At 62.6% G+C, this 16,359-nt stretch carries 17 protein-coding genes and 1 tRNA gene; 9 read left to right on the forward strand and 9 right to left on the reverse strand.

The annotated features are described in order from the left end of the window. Window positions 1-6 precede the first annotated feature (6 nt). The 7 genes from F8R15_RS11015 (at window position 7) to F8R15_RS11045 (ending at window position 4,806) form a co-directional block, all read left to right on the forward strand. Window positions 7-621: a ribonuclease D gene (locus tag F8R15_RS11015; protein ID WP_078522186.1), complete on the forward strand. Its 615-nt coding sequence runs from the start codon at window positions 7-9 to the stop codon at window positions 619-621. Then, window positions 602-1,558: an SIS domain-containing protein gene (locus F8R15_RS11020; protein WP_098409572.1), complete on the forward strand. Its 957-nt coding sequence runs from the start codon at window positions 602-604 to the stop codon at window positions 1,556-1,558. Before F8R15_RS11015 ends, F8R15_RS11020 begins: the two co-directional genes overlap by 20 nt. Beyond that, window positions 1,558-2,160: an LPS export ABC transporter periplasmic protein LptC gene (lptC, locus tag F8R15_RS11025; protein ID WP_143594779.1), complete on the forward strand. Its 603-nt coding sequence runs from the start codon at window positions 1,558-1,560 to the stop codon at window positions 2,158-2,160. Before F8R15_RS11020 ends, lptC begins: the two co-directional genes overlap by 1 nt. Window positions 2,161-2,168: 8 nt before the next feature. Next, the gene (gene lptA / locus F8R15_RS11030) at window positions 2,169-2,660 is read left to right on the forward strand and encodes a lipopolysaccharide transport periplasmic protein LptA (RefSeq protein WP_078570664.1); all 492 of its coding nucleotides are present in this window, start codon (window positions 2,169-2,171) and stop codon (window positions 2,658-2,660) included. Beyond that, window positions 2,660-3,436 (forward strand): LPS export ABC transporter ATP-binding protein, encoded by a 777-nt coding sequence (gene lptB, locus F8R15_RS11035; RefSeq protein WP_152844603.1) that lies wholly within the window; start codon window positions 2,660-2,662, stop codon window positions 3,434-3,436. The genes lptA and lptB overlap by 1 nt, the downstream gene beginning before the upstream one ends. 296 nt (window positions 3,437-3,732) lie before the next feature. Beyond that, complete coding sequence (gene raiA / locus F8R15_RS11040; RefSeq protein WP_078522191.1) at window positions 3,733-4,308, forward strand: ribosome-associated translation inhibitor RaiA; 576 nt, start codon at window positions 3,733-3,735, stop codon at window positions 4,306-4,308. 33 nt (window positions 4,309-4,341) lie between these two features. Continuing rightward, entirely contained in the window at window positions 4,342-4,806 is a 465-nt protein-coding gene (locus tag F8R15_RS11045) for a PTS sugar transporter subunit IIA (protein WP_078522192.1), read from the forward strand. 67 nt (window positions 4,807-4,873) lie between these two features. Here the strand turns inward: F8R15_RS11045 and F8R15_RS11050 are convergent, their stop codons facing one another. The 8 genes from F8R15_RS11050 to cysQ all read right to left on the reverse strand — a co-directional run bounded on the left by F8R15_RS11050 (window position 4,874) and on the right by cysQ (window position 13,923). After that, complete coding sequence (locus F8R15_RS11050) at window positions 4,874-6,265, reverse strand: nodulation protein NodH (protein ID WP_152844604.1); 1,392 nt, start codon at window positions 6,263-6,265, stop codon at window positions 4,874-4,876. A gap of 3 nt (window positions 6,266-6,268) precedes the next feature. Then, window positions 6,269-7,969: a beta-1,6-N-acetylglucosaminyltransferase gene (locus tag F8R15_RS11055; protein WP_368731038.1), complete on the reverse strand. Its 1,701-nt coding sequence runs from the start codon at window positions 7,967-7,969 to the stop codon at window positions 6,269-6,271. Window positions 7,970-7,982: 13 nt separating this feature from the next. Then, on the reverse strand, window positions 7,983-8,993 hold the full coding sequence (locus F8R15_RS11060; RefSeq protein WP_152844605.1) for a glycosyltransferase family 2 protein: 1,011 nt from the start codon (window positions 8,991-8,993) through the stop codon (window positions 7,983-7,985). Between the two features lie 212 nt (window positions 8,994-9,205). Continuing rightward, window positions 9,206-10,228: a glycosyltransferase family 2 protein gene (locus tag F8R15_RS11065; protein ID WP_152844606.1), complete on the reverse strand. Its 1,023-nt coding sequence runs from the start codon at window positions 10,226-10,228 to the stop codon at window positions 9,206-9,208. Between the two features lie 25 nt (window positions 10,229-10,253). After that, entirely contained in the window at window positions 10,254-11,237 is a 984-nt protein-coding gene (gene galE, locus F8R15_RS11070; RefSeq protein WP_152844607.1) for a UDP-glucose 4-epimerase GalE, read from the reverse strand. A gap of 3 nt (window positions 11,238-11,240) precedes the next feature. Beyond that, window positions 11,241-12,134, reverse strand: coding sequence for a UTP--glucose-1-phosphate uridylyltransferase GalU (galU, locus tag F8R15_RS11075; RefSeq protein ID WP_078522198.1), 894 nt, complete (start codon window positions 12,132-12,134; stop codon window positions 11,241-11,243). Between the two features lie 194 nt (window positions 12,135-12,328). After that, window positions 12,329-13,129, reverse strand: coding sequence for a 3-deoxy-manno-octulosonate cytidylyltransferase (locus F8R15_RS11080; RefSeq protein ID WP_152844608.1), 801 nt, complete (start codon window positions 13,127-13,129; stop codon window positions 12,329-12,331). Beyond that, window positions 13,129-13,923: a 3'(2'),5'-bisphosphate nucleotidase CysQ gene (gene cysQ / locus F8R15_RS11085; RefSeq protein ID WP_078522200.1), complete on the reverse strand. Its 795-nt coding sequence runs from the start codon at window positions 13,921-13,923 to the stop codon at window positions 13,129-13,131. Before cysQ ends, F8R15_RS11080 begins: the two co-directional genes overlap by 1 nt. A 131-nt stretch (window positions 13,924-14,054) precedes the next feature. Here cysQ and F8R15_RS11090 point away from each other — a divergent pair, with 131 nt between their 5' ends. Continuing rightward, the gene (locus F8R15_RS11090; protein WP_078522201.1) at window positions 14,055-14,876 is read left to right on the forward strand and encodes an ABC transporter permease; all 822 of its coding nucleotides are present in this window, start codon (window positions 14,055-14,057) and stop codon (window positions 14,874-14,876) included. Window positions 14,877-14,909: 33 nt separating this feature from the next. Here the strand turns inward: F8R15_RS11090 and F8R15_RS11095 are convergent, their stop codons facing one another. Further along, entirely contained in the window at window positions 14,910-15,938 is a 1,029-nt protein-coding gene (locus F8R15_RS11095; RefSeq protein ID WP_256365679.1) for a LacI family DNA-binding transcriptional regulator, read from the reverse strand. A gap of 329 nt (window positions 15,939-16,267) precedes the next feature. Here F8R15_RS11095 and F8R15_RS11100 point away from each other — a divergent pair. Then, window positions 16,268-16,344 (forward strand) — tRNA-Arg (locus F8R15_RS11100). Window positions 16,345-16,359 lie beyond the last annotated feature (15 nt).

A 16,359-nucleotide genomic window follows, 5' to 3' on the forward strand; every position in this document is an offset into this window, starting at 1 on the left:
CACGCCGTGGCAATCCACCTGCATCAAAACGACCTTCCCGACGGGCTCGATCTCGGTCCCGTCGTGGCCATCGACTCCGAAACGATGGGCCTCGACCCGCGCCGCGACCGGCTCTGCCTCGTGCAGCTTTCGGCGGGCGACGGCGACGCGCATCTGGTGAAGATCGCCCAAGGTCAGACCGAAGCGCCGAACCTGTGCCGCATGCTGGCCGATCCGTCGGTGGAGAAGCTGTTCCACTTCGCGCGGTTCGACGTGGCCGCGCTCTACAACGCCTTCGGGGTGGAGACGAAGCCGGTCTTCTGCACCAAGATCGCCTCGAAGATGGTGCGGACCTTTACCGATCGCCATGGGCTGAAAGTGCTGGTGCAGGAGCTTGTCGGCGTCGACATCTCCAAGCAGCAGCAAAGCTCGGACTGGGGCGCGGCGGAGCTGACCGACGCGCAGATGGAATATGCGGCCTCGGACGTGCTCTACCTGCACCAGATCAAGGCCGAACTCGTGGCACGGCTGGAGCGCGAGAACCGGCTCGGGCTGGCGCAGGCCTGTTTCGATTTCCTGCCGACGCGTGCGAAGCTCGATCTGCTGGGCTGGGATGAACCCAATGACATCTTCCACCACTGATTATTCCGACATCGCCCGTCGCGTGATCGGCATCGAGGTCGCCGGGCTGGAAGCATTGGCGGCGAGCCTCGATGGCGAGTTCTCGCGCGCGGTGGCGATGATCCTCAAGACCGAGGGGCGCGTGATCGTCTCCGGCATGGGGAAATCGGGCCATATCGGGCGCAAGATCGCGGCGACGCTGGCCTCCACCGGGACGCCTGCGCATTTCGTGCATCCGGCGGAGGCGAGCCACGGCGATCTGGGCATGGTCACCCGGCACGATCTGGCGCTGGTGCTGTCGAATTCCGGGGAGACGCCGGAGCTGGCCGATATGATCGCCCATACGCGGCGCTTTCAGATCCCGCTGATCGGTGTCGCGAGCCGCCCGGACTCGACCCTGCTGCGGCAGGCCGATCTGGCGCTGGTGCTGCCCAAGGCGGAGGAAGCCTGCGGGACGGGCGTCGTGCCCACCACCTCGACGACGATGACGCTCGCGCTGGGCGATGCGTTGGCCGTCGCCCTGATGGAGCATCGCGAATTCACCGCCGAGCATTTCCGCACCTTCCATCCGGGCGGAAAGCTGGGCGCGCGTCTGTCCAAGGTCTCTGACCTGATGCATCGCGATATGCCGCTGGTGGCGGAAGACACGCCGATGCCCGATGCGCTCTTGATGATGAGCCAGAAGGGCTTTGGCGTGGTCGGTGTCACCGATGAGGCCGGGCGTCTGACCGGGATCGTCACCGACGGCGATTTGCGGCGCCACATGCAGGGGTTGCTGGAGCATAAGGTCTCGGAGGTGATGACCGCCAATCCGCGCACCATCGCGCCCGGACAACTGGCCGAGGCCGCCGTGGCGCAGATGAACGAGCGCAAGATCACCGCGCTTTTCGTGGTCGAAGACGAGAAACCCGTGGGCTTCCTGCAGATTCATGACTGCCTGAGGGCCGGGATCGTCTGATGATGTACGACAACAGCCACACGCGACTGGTGACCTGGGCGAAGATCGTCCTGCCGCTGCTCGCGCTGGCGCTTTTGTCGACGATCTTTCTCGTCTCGCGCCGGATCGATCCGAGCGCCGCGATTCCCTATGCCAAGGTCGATGTCGAGAAACTCGCGCGCGAAAATGCGGTCACCCGGCCCGAATATTCCGGCGTGACCGATACCGGCGCGACGCTCTCGGTGACCGCAGCAATGGCGCGCACCCAGCCCTCGCAGGATCAGGGTGCGAGTGCCGATCAGGTCGCGGCAAAACTGACCGCGCCCGATGGCCATGTGACCGATCTGAGCGCGAATGAGGGTCTATTCCAGCCCAATTCGAACCGGATCGACCTGACCGGCAAGGTCGCGATGCAGACCTCCGATGGCTACCGGGTGAACTCCGATAAGGTCGAGTTGCAGACCGATAGCAGTATCCTGACCTCGCCAGGCCCGATCCATGGGACGTCCCCTTTCGGAACGCTCGATGCGGGCTATATGCAGATGGTCCCGACGGCGGATGGCAGCAGTCACGATCTTGTTTTCAAACAGGGTGTGAAGCTGGTATATCAGCCGCAACAATGAGGGTGTGGATGTTTCGAGCGCGTTTTTTCACCGCCTGTGCGATGGCGGTTTCGTTCCCGGTTCTCGTAATGGCGCAAAGCGTCGATTTCGGCGGGCTGCGCGCCGACAAGACCGCCCCGGTCGAAGTCACGGCCGACTCGCTCAACGTCAATCAGGAAAGCGGCCAGGCGGTGTTCTCCGGCAACGTGGAGGTCACGCAGGGCGATATGCACATGAAAGCCGCCGAGCTTGAGGTGTTCTACGCCAGCGACAAACGCTCCGAGATCACCCGGCTGCATGCGACGGGCGGCGTCACGCTGGTTTCGCCCACCGAGGCGGCAGAGGCCGAGGAAGCCGTCTACGATGTGAAAGCGGGCACTGTCGTGATGACCGGCAACGTGCTGCTGACCCAAGGCGACAACGTGATGTCGGGCAACAAGCTCAACGTCGATCTGAGCACCGGCGCCGGCACGATGGACGGGCGTGTGCGCACGCTTCTGAAGCCCGCCGGGAGCAAGTGATGACCGAGGATGCCGTCAAAAGCGACACCGGGCTGGCCCCGGTCGCGGGCCAGGGCGGCTTGCAGGTCCGGGGTCTGCGCAAGAGCTACAAGCGCCGCCCTGTGATTCGCGACGTCTCGCTCGACCTGTCGCGCGGCGAGGTCGTGGCGCTTCTGGGGCCGAACGGTTCGGGGAAAACCACCTGTTTTTACAATATCGCGGGCCTGATCCGCCCCGATGCGGGCGAGGTTCTGATCGACGGGCGCGATGTGACGGGCCTGCCGATGTATCGCCGCGCGCGGCTCGGGATCGGCTATCTGCCGCAGGAAGCCTCGATTTTCCGCGGGCTTTCGGTCGAAGACAACATCATGGCGGTGCTGGAGGTGGCGGAATCCGATCCCCATACCCGCCGCGAGCGTCTGGAAGAACTTCTGGGCGATTTCTCGATCGGCCATCTGCGCCAGGCGCCCGCGCTGGCGCTGTCCGGGGGCGAGCGTAGACGCTGCGAAATCGCGCGCTGTCTGGCTGCCGATCCGAAATATCTGTTGCTGGACGAACCCTTCGCGGGCGTCGATCCGATCGCCGTGTCGGAGATTCGCGCGCTCGTCGCACAGCTGAAAGATCGGGGTATCGGGGTTTTGATCACCGATCACAATGTGCGCGAAACGCTCGAGATCGTGGATCGGGCCTATATTCTGCATGACGGCACGGTGCTGATGTCGGGCACCGCGGAAGAGGTTGTGCAGGACGAAAACGTGCGCCGCGTCTATCTCGGCCAGCACTTCCGCATCCTCTGATCGTGATCCGCGGATCCCTGCCGGGCGCCTCCGCCTACCGGCAGTTTTGCACTGCAGCGAGGGAGACCCGTTGACACCCCCCACGATCCATCCCCAAATACATAAGAGATGCGTAATGTTCGCCCCCACTCCCCGGGCGCGCTTGCGGCCCCCGAGAGGGGTCCGGCGCGCGGAAGGTCCCCGAAAGAGGGCCCGGGCGAATTCAGACTCAACGCGACTTTCCAAGAGATTAACCGGCCCGAAACCCCTGCCGAGGAGGCTGGGGTCACTGGCCCAATGCGTGAAGGAGGAAATCCATGCGTTACCAAATCACCGGCAAACAAATCGATGTCGGAGAGGCCCTGCAATCTCATGTGAAGTCGGAGCTGGGCGAGGTCGCCGAGAAATACATGCAGCGTCCCACCGATGCGCAGATCACCTTCTCGCGCGATGCGCATGAGTTTATCTGCGAGGCGACGGTGCACCTGTCCACCGGGCTCACCGCCTCGGCCAAGGGCCATGCCACGGAAATCTATGCCGCCTTCGATGCGGCGCGCGAAAAGATGGACAAGCAGCTGCGGCGTCACAAGCGCAGATTGAAAGATCATCACCGCGACCGTGCTGAACCAGTTGAATTCGAAGCCGCAGGTCTATATGTGCTCGCCTCGGAAGAGGATGACGATACCGGCGAGACGCACGAAGGTGCTCCGATGATCGTAGCCGAGATGGAAACCAAGGTTCCCACTCTCTCGGTCGGTGAAGCGGTCATGCAGATGGAGCTGTCTGATGCGTCGTTACTCGTCTTCCGCAACGAGAAACATGGCGGGGTCAACGTCGTTCATCGGCGTGAAGACGGCAATGTCGGCTGGATCGACCCGCGCAACAGCAAATGAGCGGCCCGGAACGGGCGCGGAGTAGACGAGTTCATGGACCTATCTAAACTTCTCGTGCCTGGCGCGGTCAAAGTGCTGTCGAATGTCACGAGCAAGAAACGCCTGTTTCAGGATCTCGGTGACATCGCGGCGGCGTGCTACAAGATCGACGCCGCGGAGACTGTCGATGCGCTGCAGGAGCGTGAAAGCCTCGGGCCGACCGGTGTCGGTCATGGCGTTGCGCTTCCGCATGCGCGGCTCGACGGGCTGAGCGAAGTCGTGGGTGTCTTCCTGCGTCTGGAAAAGCCGCTCGATTTCGACGCGGTCGACCGGCTGCCGGTCGATCTGGTCTTCGCGCTCTTCGCGCCGAAGGATTCCGGGGTCGAGCATCTCAAGGCGCTGGCCCTCGTGTCGCGCACGATGCGCGATCCGGAAACCTGCGAGAAGCTGCGGGCGAATACCGATCCGTCGACGCTGCACGCAGTGCTGACGGAGGCGCAGAGCCGTCAGGCGGCCTGAACCGGTCTCGAATGAAAATCGAAAAAGCGCGTCGGTCCGCCCGGCGCGCTTTTTTCGTGGCGCAGGCTCAGTCGCGCCAGTTGCCGAAGCCGAACTGCATCATGTCGCGCGTATAGGTCTCGCGCGCGGCTGCCTCGAGGTCGGGCGTCCAGATATCGGTGAGCTTGATCGGCGCGGTGTCTGTCTCGCCCGGCGCGAAGGCAGGGGCGTCCACCCTGGCCATGCTGGCGATATAGGCGAAATCCTCGGCCATCCGCTCCTCGCGCACCAGAAGGTCGGGCAGGGCAAACTGGCCGATCCCCTGAAGCGCCGCGGATTGCGTGGCCCAGAGCGTGTTCACCGGCAGGCTCGTCTGGTTCGCGAGATTGGATTTGAGCCAGCCGAGGAAAGCGATCAGCGCCTCGGCATAGTCGCCTTGCGCGATGCTCTCGCCTTCCTTCGGGATCGGCAGCTTGTAGCTCTGACGCAGGACGGCGCGGGTCTCGTCCATATTGTCCCAGTTGAGCACCGCGTTGAACGCGAGATGCGCGCGCATCAGCGGGTGACGCAGCACAGTGAAGCTGCGATGGTCGGGATGGCGACGTTTCCACTGGCGCAGGGTCTTCTGGCTGAACCCTTCGACCAGTTCGCCTGTCGCCGCCAGCCAGTCGCGGATGGGCGCATCCATCGCCGGCCGGAGCGGCATATAAAGCAGCCCCGCCTCGCTAGCGATGAAACCGGGCACGCCGGGACCGCGCCGGGGCTCGAAATTCGGGGTCTTCGACAGGTTGAACCGGTCGAGCCGCGCCAGCGACGCCTCCATCCCTGGGAAATTCGCGACCTTCGCCTCGAGCGGCTCGGGGTTCTGCACTTTCAGGGTCTCGGGCAGCTTGTCGAGCCGCCCCGCGACGCCCAGCCAATTCGCGAGACCGTTGAGCACCTCGACCGACTGGGCATCCTCGTAATCGATATAGAAGGCCGTCTGCCCCGAGCGTTGCAGCGCGTTCAGCAAAGTCACCTGAAAATCCTGCAGCCCTTCCAGATGCGCCTCGAACTCCTCGGCATCGAAGCGCGCCTTCGTGGCCTTGCGGTGCTTCGCATCGCCCAGCTTCCACTGGCCGGTGGCGCGCGCGATCATCAGGCTGACATAGCTCTCGATCGGATTGCGGGTCAGCACGATCTTCGCGCATTTCGGATCGTTCACGAAGACGGCCAGCATCCGGGGGTCGTGATCGTGGAAATAGCGGCAGCCGTTCAGCCCGTCCCGCGATTTGATCGCGCCCCATAGCGTCAGCGGGTCGTCATCGCGCTGCGCCTTGGTGACGCCCACCAGTTCCTTGCGGTTCGGATAGCCGATCAGCGCCGGGTTGAACGCCTCGCCATGGCAGGTCACGCCGTCCAGATCGTTCAGCGCAGCTTCCAGCAGATTGGAGCCGGTGCGCATCTCGGCAAAGACGACGAAACTGTCAAACTTGGGCATAGGTTATTTCACCAGATAGGGGCGACCGCGGCGGGTGGCGGCATCGCGCTGCCCGCTTTGCTCGAGCGGGAAATCCCCCATCACGAGCGGCTGCATCCCCTGGTTCTTGAGATTTTGCAGGAATTGGTTGAACCCCGACAGATCGACCATCTGCGGCGCTTCGGTCAGGCGGCGAGTCGCGCGGGGGCTGATCTCGTCGATGATGGTCTGCAGGGGCTCCATCGGGTTCTCGATGAAATCCGCGACGGTCCAGATTCGCACGCGCGCCTTCACATACATCGAGCGCAGAATCTCCAGATGCTCCAACTCGCGTTTTTGCAGCATCGCGGCCTCGCGCCGGATCGTCGCGAAATTCTCGTTCTTGCGCGACAGAGGCAGCGCCCAGGCGCCGGTAATGACCGAGATTTGCGCATTCGGGTCGGTCGCGGTGAACCAGTTATTCGCCTGATTGTCGCGCGGCGAGAACATGTAGCACTGACGTTCGCCGCGCGAGTTCCAGATCAGGTTCGTGAGAAAAGCACGCGGGTTGTAGTCGCGCAGCGCCGCGTCGTCGGTCAGGCAGCCGTTGAACATCCGCTCATTGCCCGCGAATTCGGCGCGCTCGGGCGCGTAGAGATGGCCATGCACCCGCGCGCCCACGTATTTCGCGAGCCAGCCGTCGAAATTCTTGAAGAGATCCGAGAAGCCGTGGAAGATCGAATAGGGCGCCGAGGTCTTGCCGTTCTCGTGGTCCTTCTTGGGAAAACGGCTCTGCATGTAGAGGCCCGGCCGCCCGCGCGTCCGCCGCTCGATCGACTTGGAAAACAGCCGGTCGATCTTGGCCGGGTTCGGCTCCGCCATGACGGAGCGCCCGGGGCTTTTGTCGAGGAAGGTCCGGTAGAGCTTATCCGCCTTGGGCCAGATTTTCCGCGCCACGAAACAGTCCGACCGCCGCAGAAGCTGCAGGTGATCGTCGTAGAAGATATGCGGCTTGCCCTGAAAATCGAACTTGGTCAGCGTCAGCGACCGGCTCTCGATCGAGGTGGAATAGAGCCTTGCGAGGGTCTGGAAATAGCTCTCATCCGGGATCCAGACGCGCTTGAAATAGCGGTCATAGAGCGCGCGATCGGGGTCTTCCAGAATGGCTGACAGGGTCTGCCGCGTCAGGCACCACCATTGGCTGCCCAGATGCGGCACCAGCCCGTCGGGGATGCGCCGTTTGAAGCCCACTCGGCGCTGAAATTCGACATAGCGGTCGAACATGCGCCGCTGCTTTTTCCACGAAAACGGGAAGCGCAGCGTAAAGCGTTCGATGTCGATCCCGCCCACGGTCCAGCCGACTTCCGTTGTGGTCACGCTTTCGATGAAATCGGTATAGGGCCGCGCGTCGAGATAGTCGGTCAGCTCATGCAGCGGGCGCAGCGGCAGGCAGGAGCCCGACGCCAGATAGACGTGGCGCACGTCGTCATGCAGCGCCAGCATCTGCTCGGCCGCAGCTTGGCTGGCGGCGACCAGCGACCACGTGCCCCAGTCGCATTTGTAGCGCCGCGAGAAGGAGACATTCTCCAGATCGGCGAGCATCTTCTTGAAGCCGTTATAGTCATGCGCGGTCACACGGGCATCGACATGGATCACCACGGGCGATCCGCCCTCCGACCAGAACCGCGCGACCTGCGCGGCCCGGTCGAGCGCGGTGTGGCACATCATGATGAATCCGACTGTCACGCGCCTAATTTCCTCACGCCCAATTGCCCTTCGACATCAGCCCGAGGATCTCGAGCTGGCGCCAGTTGATATATTTCTCAGACCATTTGCACCACAAATCGGGCTCTTTTGAGATCGTGCGGGCATAGGCGTGATATTCGCGCGATCCCGCGTAATGCTGTTTGCGCTCCAGTTCCTCTTCGACCTTGTCCGCGAGGGGCGAGAGGAACTTCGCATGGAGCAGGCAGCCCGAGACCATCTCGCCGCCGATCGTGTCGTAGACCTGATTCAGGCCACGCGGCAGCAACGCATGGGTCGAGGAGATATAGACGTTCCCACGCTCCCATTTGACGAGCGGTATCTTGTTGAGCGAGGGGGCCTTCTTGGGCGCGTCGGGAAAGAAGATGCGCGCCCGCGGTCCGCCTTGAATCCACAGATTGTTGGTCTCGGAATTCTGCGAGATCATGTAATTGCCCGCATCGAACCAGCAGGCCAGATCGAACGGGTTCTGCCCCTCGCGATAGGGCTGCGCGTCGATCGGCCCTTTGGGATACATATCCAGCAGCATCGCCGGAAAAGACCGGATGCCATAAGTGTCGAGCCAGTCGGTCAGCGCCTGAATGGGCCGCGTGTCGCAGAACGGGTAGACGAAGAACTCGTCCGGATCGAGCGTCAGCGTCCAATGCCCGGTGCCGTATTTGCGCAGCAGCCAGTTCATCCAGTCGATGCCGAAATTCGACGCCTTGTAAGAGGCGTCCGTGTGCCAGACCGAGCAATCCTCCTGCTGCGCGAGATACTCGGCGCTGCCATCGTCGCTGCCATTGTCGACAAACAGGAAGTGCCCGACGCCCATCTCGCGGTAGTAGCGCAGGAAATAGGGCAGGCGGATGCGTTCGTTACGGGCGGTGACGAACACGAGGATATCCTCGGGGCGGATGTCGCCGGTGCGGTCGGAATAGAGAGAGAGTTCGCGGCTTTTGCGGAAAGCCCGAATCTGCCGAATTCTGCGTTTACGGCGCAGCCTGGCGATCTCTCTCAGTCCCAATACCCGTCCCTTTCCGACGTCGCGGTCATTTCGTGCCGCACTGGTCCCTTGCTACTCGCAGCGTAGTTCTCAAATCGTTAAAGGTCGCCCTGTTCAAATCGGCAAGTTTTCAACGGCTTATCAATATCTTCCGATACTTACCCGGTTTGCGCGCAGCTGAGAAGGCCATGCCTAACGCTTGCGTCAGCAATGTTGCCTCCAAGTCAACACGTTCACATCCAGCCGCCGCGCGACATCAGCCCCTGCGCCTCCAGTTGCCGCCAGTCGCCGAGCCGCGTCGAATGCGGCGTCCAGAGCTCCGGATCGGCGGCCAGCGCGTCGTAATACTGGTCGAATTCCGCGGGCTGGCCGAAATGCTCGCCGCGCGATTTCTCCTCTTTCGACTTGTCCACGATCTCGTCGAGAAACTTCGTGTGCAGCAGCAGCCCCGAAATCGCCTCGCCGCCCTCCGTGTCGTAGGTCTGGTTCAGGTGGCGCGGCAGCAGCGCATGGGTCGAGTTCAGATAGGCCCACCGCCTGTGCCAGCGCACCAGCGGGATCTTCGACAGGGTCGGCGATTGGCGCGGACTGTCGGGGAAAAACGCCCGCGCCCGTGGCCCGCCTTGGATCCATAGCGCATCAGTCCGCGCCTGCTGGGTGATCATGTAATTCCCGGCGTCGAACCAGCTCAGGATCTTGCACGGGTCCTGCCCCGCCTCATAGCGCTGCGCGCCAAGCGGCCCTTTCGGGTAGAGGTCGAGCATCATGGCCGGGAAACTGCATTGCTCCGACCGGTCGAGCCAGTCGGTCAGCGCGGGCAGGGGGCGGCTGTCGTGATAAGGGTAGATCAGCAGCTCATCGGCATCGACGGTCAGGCACCAGTGATCATGCCCGTAGCGCAGCATCAGCCATGTCACCCAATCGAGCCCGAAGCGCGACGCCCGGTAGCTGCCCGACGTCTGCCACAGAGAGACATCGCGCGCCTCGGCCAGCAGCGCGGCGGTGCCATCCGTGCTGTCATTGTCGACGATCAGGAAGTGATCCACGCCGAGCTTGCGGTAATGCTTGAGAAAAAACGGCAGTCGCCGCGCCTCGTTGCGCATCACCGCGAAGGCGAGGATCGCGCCGGGCTTTATCTTGCCGGTGCGGTTGGTGACGCGGTCAAGCTGGTGCCGTTTGCGCAGGGCGCGCCACAAGAAATGCTTGCGCTTGAGGCGCAGCCTGTAGCCCTCCCAAAGCTCACGGCGCGATGGCATTCATTCTCCTGACCCTACCTCGGGGTCAGTATTCATACTCTGCCGCCTGATGCCAACGCCATGCATCGGAAATCATGGTGGAAAGGTCCGACCGCTTCGGCTGCCAGCCCAGCTCCTCGGTCGCCCGTTTCGAGCCCGACACCAGCGCCGCCGCATCGCCGGGGCGACGGTCGCCCTCGACAATCGGGACGTCTTGATTGGTCACCGCGCGCGAGGCGTCGATCACTTCGCGTACCGAGAACCCGTTGCCCGAGCCGAGGCAGAAGACCCGCGAGGGTTTACCGTCTTCGAGCCATTTCAGGCCCAGCACATGCGCATCGACCAGATCGGAGACATGGACGTAATCGCGGATGCAAGTGCCGTCGCGCGTCGCGTAATCCGAACCGAACACGGTGAGCGCCGGGCGTTTGCCCGCGATGGCATCCAACATCAGCGGGATCAGATGCGTCTCGGGGATGTGCTGCTCGCCGACCTCGGCATCGGGATCCGCGCCCGCCACGTTGAAGTAGCGGAAGATCACCGAGTTCAGCCCGTGGCTCGCGCCGAAATCGCGCAGCATGTCTTCGATGGCCCGTTTCGAGCCGCCATAGGCGTTGATCGGGCGCTGTTCGGTGTCCTCGTTCAGCACCACCCCGTCCTGATCGCCATAGGTCGCGCAGGTCGAGGAGAAGACGAAGTTGCGGCAGCCCGCATCGACGGCCGCCTCAATCAGATTCAGCGCGCAATTCACGTTGGTGCGCCAGTATTTCGACGGGTTCTGCATCGACTCGCCGACAAGGCTCAGCGCCGCGAAATGCATCACCGCGATGGGCTGATATTTCGCGAAAACCTCGTCGAGGCGCGCGCGATCGGCAAGATCGCCCTCCTCGGCCGGGCCGAACTTCACCGCTTCTTTCCAGCCGGTGGAGAAATTGTCGAAGCAGACCGGGACGTAACCCGCCGCGGCCAGCGCTTTGCAGGCGTGCGAGCCGATATAGCCCGCACCACCTGTTACCAACACATGCTGCATCGCTTACTCAGCCGCCTGCCGCATCGCTGAAAGATCGGAGAGATATTCGCCGAACTCGTCCTTCAGATCCGGGCGCTGGAGGCCGAAAGCCACCGTCGCCTGCAGGAAGCCCGCTTTCGAGCCGCAATCGTAACGCTGACCGTCGAAGCGATAGCCATAGACCGAGTTGCCGCCATGGATTTCCTGCGCGATCGCGTCGGTCAGCTGAATCTCACCGCCAGCCCCCGCCTTGCGCGCATCGAGGTTCCACATGATGCGCGGAGTGAGGATGTAGCGCCCGATCACCGCGAGGTTCGAGGGGGCATCCTCGGGCTTGGGCTTTTCGACCATGCCGTTGACCTGCAGACGCGGACCGTCGCCCGGGGCGACATCCAGAACCCCGTAGGAAGCGGTCTTGTCGGCGGGGACTTCCATCGCCGCGACATAGTTCCCGCCGGTCTCGTTATAGGCTTCCATCATCTGCTGCAGACACGGCTTGTCGGCGGCGATGACGTCATCGGTCAGGATCACGGCGAAGGCTTCGTCATGCACGAGACGACGCGCGCACCAGACCGCGTGGCCCAGACCCAGCGGCTGGTTCTGGCGGACATAGGCGATCGCGCCGCTGTCCATATTTGTCTGCTGCAGCTCGTCGAGGATTTCGGTCTTGCCCTTTTGCGCCAATGCGCTTTCCAGTTCGGGGGCGTTGTCGAAATAATCCTCAAGTGCCGATTTGCCGCGCGAGGTGACGAAGATGAATTCCTCGATACCTGCCGCACGCGCCTCGTCGATGGCGTATTGGATAAGCGGGCGGTCCACCAACGTGAGGATCTCTTTCGGGATCGACTTCGTTGCGGGGAGGAAGCGGGTTCCGAGGCCGGCCACCGGGAAGATCGCCTTCGTCACCTTGCTTTTCATTCGTCACCTATAGGGTTGCTACGATTAAATCGTCAAAAGTTGGTTCATTGTGTCCCCAAAGCCGTGATCCAACAAGGGACCGGTTCTGGCGTTGAGCACTCCCGAAGGAAGAAATGCTGCAAATGCGAAAATTGTTTCCTGCAATGCCGTGAAAAACCGCATTTTTAATGCGATAGGCGAGAAACTGCGTGCGTTCAGGGAAGCTGCATCTGCAGCATCATGGATTCGATCCGGGCCACATCTGACGGATTGTTGAGTTCCCAGAACTGCCGTCCGCGCGACTCGACCTCTGCGCAGAGCACTGCGCGACCGTTTTCGAGAAAGCGCAGCTGCTCCAGCCCTTCGAGGGTTTCCAGAGGCCCGATCGGCCAGCCCGCATAGGCGGCCAGCGTGTCCGGCCGGTAGGCATAGACGCCCACATGGTGGAAGACCGGCGTGGGGGCTTCGTCGTCATAAGTCTCGGAGGTGAAGGGAATGACCTCTTTCGAGAAATAGAGCCCGCGATTGCCAGCACCGAATACTGCGGTCGTGCCGCCAACGCGCCCGTTCTGGCGATCTTCCAGCAGGCTGTTGAGCATCGCGCCTTCGCAGCGCAGGACCGGGGTGGCCAGCTCGGCCCAGTCATTCGCGCGCAGGCCTGCAACGAGGTCTTCGATGAACCACGCGGGGGTCAGCGGCGCGTCGCCCTGCAGATTCACGACGATGTCGAAATCGCCGCCAAGGGTCGCGGCCGCTTCGGCGCAGCGCTCGGTCCCGTTGCGGCAGCTCTCGGAGGTCATCACCACCTCAGCGCCGAAGGCTTCGCAGGCCTCGCGGATACGGGCGTCATCGGTCGCTACCACGACCCGGTCGACGCCGCCGACCTGTGTCGCCGCCTCCCAGCTGCGCTGGATCAGGGTCTTTTTCTCGCCGGTGGCGCCGGTCAGTTCGACCAGAGGCTTGCCGGGATAGCGGCTCGACGCGTAGCGCGCCGGGATGACGATCAGGACCGACATTACTTCACCAAGAGAACGCCGGGGGCATAGGCGATGAAGAACGGGTTCTCGAAGCCCGGCTTGCCATAGGTGAAGGGTGCGTGATCGTCGAAGCGGATCATTTCGCCGCCCGCGCCACGCAGAACCGCGTCACCGGCTGCCGTGTCCCATTCCATCGTGCGCCCGAGGCGCGGATAGAGATCGGCCTCGCCGGTCGCGACAAGGCAGAATTTCAGCGACGACCCGGCCGAGGCCATATCCTTCACCGCGTATTTGCCGATGTAATCGTCGGTCGCCTGATCGCGGTGCGATTTCGACGCGACGACCATCAGACCGCGATTGTCGGGCATCGAGACGGTGATCGGATGCTGCTTGCCGGGGCGTTCCTTGTCGAAGGGGCCATCCTCTTCGACCGCGCGGCCCTCGGCCAGCGTGTAGAACAGACGTCCCTTGGCGGGGGCGTAGACCACGCCGCGCACGGGCTTGCCATTCTCGACATAGGCGATGTTCACCGTGAAATCGCCGCGGCGCTTGACGAATTCCTTCGTGCCATCGAGCGGATCGACGATCAGGAAGGTCGACACTTCCTGCGAATGGCTCGCGGCCTGCTCTTCGGTGACGAGCGGCATATCGGGAAACTCTGCGCGCAGCCCTGCGGAAATCAACGCGTCGGCGGCCTCGTCGGCCTCGGTCACCGGCGAGTTATCCGACTTCGACTTCACCTCGAAATCGGGCGAGTCGTAGATCTCCATGATCTTGTCGCCTGCTTCGAGCGCCAGCCGCCGCATCACTCGCATCAGATGTTCGAAATCCATCGTCACGCCTCTCCCGGCCTTGTTAAGGCCCAATTGCTATGCTCCAACTCCCCCCTTATGATGCGGCGATAAGGGTTGAGCAAGCAATCCGACCTAGCTTGGGCCGCAACGACGCCCGAATCGGCAGGGACATGTTCAGACCAGAGACGAAATCGACCAAGCTCGGCACGACCTTCAGCCTGCTGGAGCTGATTTATCACGCCACCGTGCGCAATCTGCGCAAGAACCACGGGAATGCGTTGATCGGCCTGCTGCTGAACATGTTTCAGACGATGCTGCTGGTCATCTCTTTCTACATCATGTTCAGCGTACTCGGGATGCGGTCGAGCTCGGTGCGGGGCGATTTCCTGCTCTACATCATGACGGGCATCTTCCTTTACATGACCCACACCAAGACCCTTGGCGCGGTCTTCGGGTCGGAAGGGCCCACATCGGCGATGATGAAACACGCGCCGATGACCACGGCGATCTCGATCGCGTCGGCGGCGCTGAGCGCGCTGTATATCCAGGTGCTGTCGATGGTGACGGTGCTCTACATCTACCACGCGGCCTTCAAACCGATCGAGATCTACGACTGGGTCGGCGCGTTCGCGATGGTGTTGCTGGCGTGGTTCACGGGGCTCGCGGTCGGTGTCGTGCTGCTTGCGGCGAAGCCATGGGCGCCCGAAGTGGTGAGCGTGATCCAGCAGGTTTATACCCGCGCCAACATGATCGCCTCGGGCAAGATGTTTCTCGCCAACAATCTGCCGCACAAGATGCTGATCCTGTTCAACTGGAACCCGCTGTTTCACACGATCGATCAGGCGCGGGGCTACACCTTCATCAACTACAATCCGCATTTCTCGAACTGGGAATATCCGCTCTATGTCGGGCTCGCGATCCTGATGATCGGCCTTCTGGGCGAGTTCTACACACGGCAATACGCGTCGCTCAGCTGGGGCGCGCGGCGCTAAAAGGCAGGCGGTGCTTGCGCCGCCGCCTTGGGATCAGCGTTTACGGATCGTGTCGCCCGGATCGAGCGTCGGCTCCAGCTCGATCACTTCGCCGCCGATCATCCCGCTTTGCGAGCGACCCGAGATGATCTGTGCCGCCTTGCGGCCAATCTCAGCGCGGCAGGCATTCATCGTGGCGAGCCGCACCGACAACCCGTCGAGCAGTTCCAGCCCGTTGAACCCGGCCAGGCCCATCTTGCCCGGCACGTCGATGCCGTTATCGAGGCACCAGAGCAGACCGCCCGCGCCGATCATGTCGTTGGAGTAATAAAGGAAATCGAGATCGGGCGAGCGCTTGAGCATCGTCTCCGTCATCTCGCGCCCTTTCGCGAGCGCAGAACCGCCCGCGTAGAACTCGGTGTCCGCCAGTTCGATCCCTGCCTTGGCGAGCCCTTCCTTGAACCCTTCGAGCCGTTTGCGCGCCCGGTGATCCTCGGGCATCTTCGTGCCAAGGAACCCGATCTTGCGATAGCCCGCGGCGATGATCGCCTCGGCCATATGCAGCCCGGCGCGGCGATGCGAAATCCCCACGACCGAGTCGATCCCCTCGCCGTCGACATCCATGATCTCGACCACCGGAATGCCCGCGTTCTGCAGCATCGCGCGCGAGGCGGGCGTGTGCTCGACCCCCGCGATGATCACCCCCGAGGGGCGCCACGAGAGCATTTCGTACAGAACCTGCTCTTCCTTCTCGGGCGAGTAATTCGTCACCCCCACGACCGGCTGCAGCCCGGTATCCTCGAGCTCGTCGGACACGCTCGACAGCACTTTCGGAAAGACGAGGTTCGACAGCGACGGGATGATCACGGCCACGAGGTTCACCCGCTGAGAGGCCAGCGCGCCCGCGATCTTGTTGGGCACATAGCCAAGCGCTTTCGCGGCCTGCAGGACCTTTTCGCGTGTCGCATCAGAGACATCGCCGCGATTGCGCAGCACGCGGCTGACGGTCATCTCCGAGACGCCGGAGGCTTCGGAGACATCGCGCAGGGTCAATGGACGGCGGGTTTCGATAGGGCGAGACAAGGGCGGTTCCTCAAGGTTCTCCTCTTGTTAGCGCCAAACATTTCCCTTGCGCAAGCGAATGATGCCAAGTATGTTAGCGTTAACGGTTGTAGGGTCGGATAATCTCCGCCCGATACCTGGAACGACCCGCGCCGGTGTCGGATTCGTCACGGCGAGGGATGCGAAAGGGGGCGCAGTGGGCCAATTTGCGCTCCCTTTTCTTTCCTTCCCCCCGAAATCCTGAAACTTCTGCAAGATCCGCATGCATAGGAATATGCGCGCGGTTTTCTGTTGCAGCGCCGCGATGGACTTGCACCATAGGCTCTTTGGCGGCATCAAAGGCGCAGTGCGGTCCCGTGGCTCAACTGGATAGAGCAGCCCCCTCCTAAGGGGCAGGTTGCAGGTTCGAATCCTGCCGGGATCGCCAATCAGACATGAAAAA

Origin of the sequence: Thioclava sp. JE_KL1 (assembly GCF_009296265.1) — a bacterium.
Taxonomy (GTDB): domain Bacteria; phylum Pseudomonadota; class Alphaproteobacteria; order Rhodobacterales; family Rhodobacteraceae; genus Thioclava.